We start from the raw sequence: 8,006 nt of genomic DNA on the forward strand, positions 1-8,006 counted from the left end.
CACCCGATACGACAAGCTCGCAGTCCGCTTCCAAGCCGTTCTGACCATCACCATCATCACCGAGTGGCTCTGACCGGCTTATGAAACACGCCTTAGTGGTGACCGGACAGACGCACCGACCGACCGTTGCCAGCAGTTGCTGGTCCTGCCGCCAGGCGCCAGGGTCGGCGAACATGAGCCACGCTGATGGCGTTGGCGAGATTGCCGGTCGGGTTGCTGGCCACGGCTACGTGCAGGTGGAGCTGACCCGTCCCGCAGGTCACCGTCGGCCACCCTACGGCGGACGCCACTCGTCCACAATCCGTGGTTGGTCGATCACGCCGGCCGTGTCTTCCCAAGATCCCTATCGTTCGTCTTTCCGCAGGTGGTGCTATACGGTCAGCACGTGAGAATCGAGCGTCATTGGTGGAACGGGGACCGGAGTCCGCGGGGGCGTCGCGACGTCTACATCCGCACCGACGGCCAGCGATGGGAAGTAGAGGCGCAGACCGGCGGCATCGCAGGCCGGTCGAAGCTACACCGCTGTCCGAGCCGGGCGTCGGCAAAGATCCTCGCCGACGCGTGGCTGGGTGGTCGTCCGGAATGGCGGGAAATGGTGCCTGACAGTGGACGTCAGGAGCAGTCCTGGCAGACCTCCCGGCCGTCGGGGGCAAGCTGACTGCGGTGGTGTACCAGGAAGCAGCGCACGCATCGGAACTCGTCCGGCTGCATCGGCACGACAGCCACGGTCAGTTCCTCGCCGGACAGGTCGGCGCCGGGTAACTCGAAGTTCTCGGCAACCTCGGCCTCGTAGAGGTCGACTCTCGCTGACTGCGACGCCGCGCCGCGCGCCTTGAGTTCCTCCAGGCTGTCGTCTTCAACCTCAACAGCGGGTCGGCGCGGTGCGTCGTAATCGATAGGCTTGCTCATCGTGATGACCTCTCCCGCTTGATATGGGTGTCATGACGGTAGACGGCGGGGGGCATGTCGTGGTGCTCAAGAGAGCGGTGGAAGAGTAGCGCTCGCCCTTGGATGCGAGGGGCACCATCGGCGGTGGTCGCCACCTAGACGGGGAACACTAATAAACCCCACTCCCCCCGGCCATGGCCGGTCCCGAAGGGCACTGCGAGACGATGTCCCGGACCGGTCGTTGCCGTCTGTCGCCCTCCGGCGAAGAGGTGTCCGTGACCGCGTCGCGAAGTGCACGCCCGCATTCTTTGCCTCTGACGGCATCGACATCCTTCGTACCCCGCCGCAAGCGCCGCGGCCAACGCGCACGCGGAGAGACGGGTGCGCACGGTACGGCACGAGTGCCTCGACGGGATCCTGATCTACTACCCCGGCACTTACTGACCTTGCTGACGACGCTGGCCGAATACGTCTCGCACTACAACGAGCACCGACCGCACCAGGCCCGAGATCACACCCCACAACGCCGCTACCTACTCACTACGGGTCGCCGACCGCACCACTGTCCGCATGCGCCGCAGGATGAACCTTTAGCCGTGTGCCGATGAAGGCTCCACCAACGGATCAGCCGCTTCGGCGGTTACCCCACTGGCGCGGGCTCTGGACCGAGCCCCGGCCGCCGAGGCGCTGACCCTTTCCATACGGTTGAGGCGAGGCGACCTTGCCCTTCGCGCGTCGGGCAGCCCGATTTGCGTAAACGGCAGGCTCGTCGGTCTCGGTCTCGGTCTCGGTCTCGGTCTCGGCCTCGGCCGTGGTTGGCGTGTCGGCATCCTCGGCGTGGGCGTCTTGAGCGGGCTCGAGCTCCGGCATCGATATCTCCCTAGATTCGTGGGCCGCCCTGCGGCCCCATCGCCAGGCCCGCGGACGCCGGACTGCTCGACGCCGGCGTGGGCGCTTGACGGTATCGCAACACCGATCCCGTCCGATCGACGGTCCGTAGGCCTGTGAGGGTGAGCGGCGGGGTGATCTGGTCCTCGCAGACGACCACGTGGGGCGGACGGTCCTGGGAACCAGGGCATGTGGGTTACGGGATGAGCAGCCCCCAGTAGGTCGCCCAGGGTAGGAACAGCAGGCCGGCGACAACGAGCAGGCTGAGCCGGACCTGGTCGCCGCGGGTGAGGTCGCGGCGGTGACGTCGCCACGACAGTGCGGTGGCGGCGGTGGCCACGACGGTGCCGACGGCGAGGGACTGCAGGCCGAGCCAGGGCGCAGGGCGGCCGATCGCAACGGGTCCGATGACGTTTGCGGCGGTGGCCATCACGAAGAAGACGTAAATGAGGGCACCCGTCGTGGTCGCCAAGCCGGTGGCGGCCAGCCAGCGCGCCGAACGCCGTACCAGCGGGGCATCGCGGCGGCCGCGGATGCGCCGTACGGCGGCGGTCAGCGGGTAGCCGGTGAAGGCCACCAGGAACACGATCAGGACGACGAGTTGGATCCAGGGGGACTCGTACCAGGCGAGCGGCGTGAGTGTGGGGGCGGGTGCATCCTGAGCCGGAGCCTCGGCGTTCGGGCTGGGCAGGGTGTGGGGCAGATTCTCGATCCAGGACGTCTCGTAATTGCCGTACGTGGGTGGCAGGCTGTCGAGCCGGTCGAAGCCGCCGTTGGCGGTCAGGTGCAGGTTGTGTCGTACGTCGGGGACGAACCGGATCGTGTAGTGGGTGTTGCCGCCCTTCTTAAGTGCCCGCCGGATGATCTGGCTGCTCTCCCGTGGGAGGGCTTCGCGGTCGAGTTCGCCCCATTGCGCGAGTACCGGCTGGCGCACCGCCTGCCAGCCCGGTGTCGGGTCGAAGTTGGCCTCCGGGAACAGGCCCGCGCCGATCGTCATCCGCACCGCGTTCACCTGCATCGTGCGTACTAACGACCCGGACACGCCGGCGTGCCGGAGGTACTCGCCGTACCCCCACGCGGTCTGGGCGCCGGGGGTGATACCGACCGCGCCGACAGTGATCAGGAACTTCACATCGGTGGAGCGGTGCGCGGCGAGCGGCGCGACAAAGGCCCCCTCCGACAATGCCCACAGACCAAGCCGAGCCGGGTCGACATCAGCGCGGGACCGGAGCAGTCGCAGGCCGGCGAGCGCGTCGTCGGCCAGCATCGAGTAGTCGCGACGTAGCAGCGAGTAGCCTGCGGTCCGCTTGTCGTAGATGAGTGTCACGACGCCGCGCTGTGCGAATGCTTCGGCGTCCGCGTACAGTTCCTGCCGGCCTCGATTGCCCGCTCCCTCAATCAGCACCATCGCTGGCCGGCGCTGTGTCGTCGGCGCCGGCGCCAGGACGGTGCCGTGCAAAACCACGCCGCCGTTGCCGGAGAAGGACACCTCCGTGCTGGTCACGCCGTCCGGGGCGGCGTGTGCGGGAGCGGTCGGAAGGACAAGCACCGCAGCAGCGAGGGCTGCCAGAGCTGCCACGATCCGCGGCAACCACCCGACACCGCCCGGTCCAGCGGCGCCGGAATCGCCGCTTCGACGCGTTGTCCTGACCTGGGCCACCGCATGCTGCATGGGTCAGTCCCCTTCAGATCGTCTGGCGCACCCGGCGGCGCGCCATTCACGGAGATCAGGTTCGCCTGCTCGCGGGACACGCCCCAGGGCCGTTGCACCTCATGTCGTAGGGGTGCAGGCACCTGGACGGATCGGGGTCCCTGGCACGTCGACGCCCAGCGGTACGAGATCTAGGGTTGATCTTGTTCGGGGACGCTTGAGCTGCCGCACGGCTGGAAGGATCGCGACCATGCGACGCAGGATCGCGCACGGGGCACTGGAGCTCGGGCAGCTGCTGGCCGGTGCCGCCATCGGGTTGACCGCACCGGTCCTACTGTTCCTGATGGTGATCTCGGTGCCGGCGAGTCTTGCGGCGGGTCTGGGCGTCCTGCTCTTTGTCGCCGCCGTATGGCTGACTCGCCGCCTGGCCGATCTGCAGCGCCGCCGAGTCTCGGCGGTGCTGGCCGAGCCGGTCACCTCCCCTTACCTGCCGTTGCCCGCGGGCCTACCTGCCCGAGCCCGCACCTTGATCGGCGACCTGGCCACCTGGCGCGACCTGACCTGGCTGGTGTGCCAGTTCGTGCTGAGTGTGATCAGTGTGACGCTGGGACTGGGACTGTGGTTGGCGGCCGCGGAGTGCCTGTCCGCGCCGTTGCTTCGGGCTCTGCTGCCTTCCCAGACCGCCTTCGACCCCGCGGTACTGGAGATCACCGGCAGGTCCGGCCCGCTCACGTGGGCGCTGGTGCCGGTCGGCGCCGGGCTGGCAGTGCTGGCCTACCGCACGCCACGACATCTCATCGCTGGTCAGGCGCGGCTCGCGGCCGCTCTGCTCGGGCCCACGTCCGTCGCCAGGTTGTCCGCGCGGGTGGACCAGCTGACCACCACCAGGGCCGCCGCCGTTGATGCCTCCGCCACCGAACTCCGCCGGGTCGAACGGGATCTGCACGACGGCGCGCAGGTACGCCTCATCGCGGTGACCATGAACCTCGGCATGGCCGAGGACGTCATCGACACGAATCCGGCCGGTGCAAAGGCGCTGGTGGCCGAGGCGAAGGCCAGCGCGAGCGCGGCCCTGACGGAACTGCGCGATCTGGTGCGCGGCATTCATCCGCCCGTGCTGGCCGACCGGGGTCTGGCGGGGGCGGTGCGAGCTCTGACGCTGACCAGCAACATCCCAGTCGAGCTGGATCTTCGGCTTGACCGACGCCTGAGCGCGCCGGTGGAGTCCGCGGCGTATTTCGTCATAGCCGAGTCGTTGGCCAACGCGATCCGGCACAGCGGCGCCGGTCGTGTCCAGATCGCCATCGCCGATGGTGGTCCGGCACTGCACATCAGCGTGCGCGACGACGGACACGGCGGAGCCGATCCGTCCCGCGGCAGCGGACTGCGGGGCATCCAACGTCGGCTGTCCGCCTTCGACGGAACCCTCCGCATCGCCAGCCCTCCGGGCGGGCCTACTGTTCTGCATGTGGAACTGCCGTGCGCGTCCTGATCGCCGAGGACCAGCTACTGCTGCGCGACGGGTTGACCCGGATGCTGACCGCGTACGGCTTCGACGTCGTGGCCGCCGTCGACGACGGCGTGCAGCTCGCCGACGCACTCGTCTCAATCCGGCCCGATGTCGCCGTGGTCGACGTGCGCCTACCACCCACCTTCACCGACGAAGGACTGCGCGCCGCCATCGCCGCCCGCCGCGAGGTGCCCGGCCTGCCCGTCCTGATCCTCTCCCAGTACGTCGAACGGCTGTACGCCCGTGACCTGCTCTCCGACCGCTCCGGGGCGGTCGGATACCTCCTCAAGGACCGTGTCGGTGACGTACGGCAGTTCACCGACGCGATCCGCCAAGTCGCCACCGGCGGCACGGTCATGGACCCAGAGGTCGTCGCGCAACTGCTACACCAGCGCGACACCCTGACCAGCCTCACCCCAAGAGAACGAGATGTGCTTCGCCTGATGGCCGAGGGCCACTCCAACGCCTCTATCGCCGCAGACATGGTCATCACCGAGAAGTCGGTCAGCAACCACATCAACATGCTCTTCGCCAAACTCGGCCTACCACCATCAGGCAGCCACCACCGCCGCGTACTCGCCGTTCTGACCTACCTCGACCAGTAGACCCACCGACGTCCCTCTGCGTGACCCCGCCCCGGGCGCCGTCCCCGGCCCGCGCCTCGGAACTGTGGATTGCTCCTCCGTAAAGAGGTATCCGTCAACCAGGAGCCTCAGGATCGACCCGTGCGGCAGGCCGCGGCATAGCGAGCCGGGGACATGCCGATGACGCCGGTGAAGTCCCGGACCAGGTGCGACTGATCGCTGTAGCCCAGCTCGTGGACCAGCAGATCCCACTCCACATCCTGCTGCCGCGCCACCCGCTCGGCCGCATTGACCAGCCGGTACCGGCGGATCGCCCACTTCGGCGTCACCCCAACGTAGTCTGCGAACAGGCGCTGCAGGTGCCGGCTGCTCCAGTGGCACGCCTGCGCCAGATCGGCCACCCTCACGATCGCCTCATCGTCGATGAGACGCTCGACCGCGGCGGTCACGGCGAGCTGCTCGGCCGACGGTGCCACCAGCCGATCCGCGAAGAACGCCGCCGCCAGCGCGAACCGCTCCTCGTCGGTCACCACGCCCCGGACGGCAGCGGCGAACTGGTCACCGGCCGGGCCGAACACTTCCCCGATGGGCACGTCACGATCGGTGAGCGTGCTGATCGGCCCACCAAGCAGTTCACGGAATCCGCCAGGCCGGAACATAACGCCGAGTGCCCACCCAGTGCCACTGAGATTGCGGACCCAGGGCCGCCGCAGCGGGCCAATTACCGTGGCATCCTGCGGTTCGACAACCACATGGACTGCCGGGAGCGTCAGCAGTCGCTGCGGGTGCGTAACGCCGCCAGGCAGCTCCCACTCGGTATGCCAGAACAGGTCGAGGTGGGCTGCGAGCAGGCCGGGCACCGCCGATCTGGTCCGCCGGAAGGCGCGCAGGCTCTCCTGGGGATGGAGGATGCCCCGCGAATCCTCAGCGGCCGGTTGCACACACCGTGGCTGCCAGACTGGGCGCGTTTGTTCAAGACCAGCGGCCAACTCCGGCCTAGCATCGCTGGTACCGCTTCCCAGGAGGATGTTCATGCCCGCAGACGCCGCCAATCTGGCCGCTGTGATCGACAAGACGACGACGCTCCTCGAACGGGTCCGGCCGGAACAGCGTGCGCTGCCGACCCCGTGCCCAGACTACGACGTAGCGGCGCTCACTGATCACCTGGTCGGGTGGCTGCGAATGTTCTCCGCCCGCGCCGCCGGGACGGATTATCACGACGACCCGAGCGCGTACCAATGCGGCGCCCATCCGGCCGCGGAGTTCGCCGCCGCGGGCGCGCAGGCGGTCACGGCGTTCCGGTCCGGGGCGGTCGACCGGCCACTGCGCATGACGTCGTCCGAACTGCCCGGCTCCATGGTGCTCGGGATGATGTTGATCGAGTACGTCGGGCACGGCTGGGACCTGGCGGTCGCGACAGGCCAACCACAGCCGTACAGCGAACCGGAGGCGCTGGCGGCACTCGAGGCCGCCCGCGGCATGCTGATGCCCGCCTACCGCGGTCCGGGCAAGACGTTCGGCTACGAGGTCCAAGTCAACGCCGACGCGGCCGCCGTGGACCGGTTGGTCGCCTTCATCGGCCGGAACCCTCATCCAGCCAGGTGATCGTCAAGCAGGAAGAGATTTCCGCGTATCGTCGGCGGTGTCCAGGGCCTCGTAGACCGCCAGGAGATGCTAGATCGGACCCTGATCTGGAACCAACGCCACCTGCTGCACGCCCTACGCGAGTTCGAACAGTTCTACAACGCGCACAGGCCGCACCAAGGGATCGCAACCGCCCGTCCGCTGCACCCGCTCCCCCGCCGATCGCAGACCCGAACAAGATCGCCCGCCGGGACGTATGCCGGCACAAGCGGCTCGGCGGCATCCTGCACGAGTACCGGCATACAGCGTGACCTGCGCGGATGAGTTTTCGGCAGGCTCAATGTCCGCCTCCCGCGCGTGCGATGCGACCGGGCGGCGGCCACGATGCGTCCCCGCTGGAGGTCACCGACATGGACGCCGTCATCGCCGAGATCCACGGTCGCGAACGAAAGGACGGCGCGGGCCCGGCTGTCCGCCGGAAGCCCTCGCCGGTGACCGCTGCACAGGCGTTCGGGACCGAGACGGTGATGGGGCGGCTGGCCTGGTTCAGCGACGGATGGGGCCGAGGTCGGTGGCGGTGGCGGCGGCGGCGGTGCGGGAGCCGACGCCGAGTTTGGTGTAGATGCGGGCCATGTGGGATTTGACCGTGCCCTCGGTGAGGTGGAGTGCGGTCGGAACTCGTCGGGCTCGTTTTGGAGGACTTGGTGTCCGAGTGGTGCTGTATCGGCGGGCAGGCGGAAGGCAACCGGCCCAGCGGCCAGAAGCGCGTGGTACCCCTTGTCGGCTGGGCTCCGTGGCGTCGCGATGGCCTAGTGTCCCGCGCCGGAAATTCGCCTACAAAATCGTGCGAGTGATTCCAGGATCTCTTCGGCGGTCTTGGTCCAGATGAACGGTCGTGGAT

Annotated in this window: 7 protein-coding genes and 1 pseudogene; 3 read left to right on the plus strand and 5 right to left on the minus strand. The window is 68.3% G+C overall.

Annotated elements, in window-relative coordinates; genetic code table 11:
• Positions 1 to 612: 612 nt before the first annotated feature.
• The 3 genes from ACFYOS_RS36070 to ACFYOS_RS36080 form a co-directional block, all read right to left on the minus strand.
• Positions 613 to 909: a DUF4193 domain-containing protein gene (locus ACFYOS_RS36070; protein WP_387151736.1), complete on the minus strand. Its 297-nt coding sequence runs from the start codon at positions 907 to 909 to the stop codon at positions 613 to 615.
• 603 nt (positions 910 to 1,512) lie between these two features.
• Positions 1,513 to 1,758: a hypothetical protein gene (locus ACFYOS_RS36075; RefSeq protein WP_387151738.1), complete on the minus strand. Its 246-nt coding sequence runs from the start codon at positions 1,756 to 1,758 to the stop codon at positions 1,513 to 1,515.
• Between the two features lie 214 nt (positions 1,759 to 1,972).
• Positions 1,973 to 3,325, minus strand: coding sequence for an alpha/beta hydrolase family protein (locus tag ACFYOS_RS36080; protein ID WP_387151741.1), 1,353 nt, complete (start codon positions 3,323 to 3,325; stop codon positions 1,973 to 1,975).
• A 352-nt stretch (positions 3,326 to 3,677) separates the two neighbouring features.
• Here ACFYOS_RS36080 and ACFYOS_RS36085 point away from each other — a divergent pair, with 352 nt between their 5' ends.
• Positions 3,678 to 4,919 (plus strand): sensor histidine kinase, encoded by a 1,242-nt coding sequence (locus ACFYOS_RS36085; protein ID WP_387151744.1) that lies wholly within the window; start codon positions 3,678 to 3,680, stop codon positions 4,917 to 4,919.
• Entirely contained in the window at positions 4,907 to 5,542 is a 636-nt protein-coding gene (locus ACFYOS_RS36090) for a LuxR C-terminal-related transcriptional regulator (RefSeq protein WP_387151747.1), read from the plus strand. Before ACFYOS_RS36085 ends, ACFYOS_RS36090 begins: the two co-directional genes overlap by 13 nt.
• A gap of 107 nt (positions 5,543 to 5,649) precedes the next feature.
• Here the strand turns inward: ACFYOS_RS36090 and ACFYOS_RS36095 are convergent, their stop codons facing one another.
• Entirely contained in the window at positions 5,650 to 6,381 is a 732-nt protein-coding gene (locus ACFYOS_RS36095) for a DUF6597 domain-containing transcriptional factor (RefSeq protein WP_387151751.1), read from the minus strand.
• Between the two features lie 172 nt (positions 6,382 to 6,553).
• Between ACFYOS_RS36095 and ACFYOS_RS36100 the strand changes: the two genes are divergently transcribed.
• The gene (locus ACFYOS_RS36100) at positions 6,554 to 7,126 is read left to right on the plus strand and encodes a TIGR03086 family metal-binding protein (RefSeq protein WP_387151754.1); all 573 of its coding nucleotides are present in this window, start codon (positions 6,554 to 6,556) and stop codon (positions 7,124 to 7,126) included.
• Between the two features lie 525 nt (positions 7,127 to 7,651).
• Here ACFYOS_RS36100 and ACFYOS_RS36105 read toward each other — a convergent pair.
• Positions 7,652 to 7,762, minus strand: a pseudogene (locus ACFYOS_RS36105) (LuxR C-terminal-related transcriptional regulator); the annotation flags it as partial.
• Positions 7,763 to 8,006 lie beyond the last annotated feature (244 nt).

Origin of the sequence: Micromonospora sp. NPDC005806 (assembly GCF_042871425.1) — a bacterium.
Classification (GTDB): Bacteria; Actinomycetota; Actinomycetes; order Mycobacteriales; family Micromonosporaceae; genus Micromonospora.

What these genes read in the sequence shown, in the direction of transcription:
- ACFYOS_RS36100 (WP_387151754.1), top strand. Translation starts at nt 6,554, where the DNA reads ATGCCCGCAGACGCCGCCAATCTGGCCGCTGTGATCGACAAGACGACG.
- ACFYOS_RS36070 (WP_387151736.1), bottom strand. Translation starts at nt 909, where the DNA reads ATGAGCAAGCCTATCGATTACGACGCACCGCGCCGACCCGCTGTTGAG.
- ACFYOS_RS36075 (WP_387151738.1), bottom strand. Translation starts at nt 1,758, where the DNA reads ATGCCGGAGCTCGAGCCCGCTCAAGACGCCCACGCCGAGGATGCCGAC.
- ACFYOS_RS36085 (WP_387151744.1), top strand. Translation starts at nt 3,678, where the DNA reads ATGCGACGCAGGATCGCGCACGGGGCACTGGAGCTCGGGCAGCTGCTG.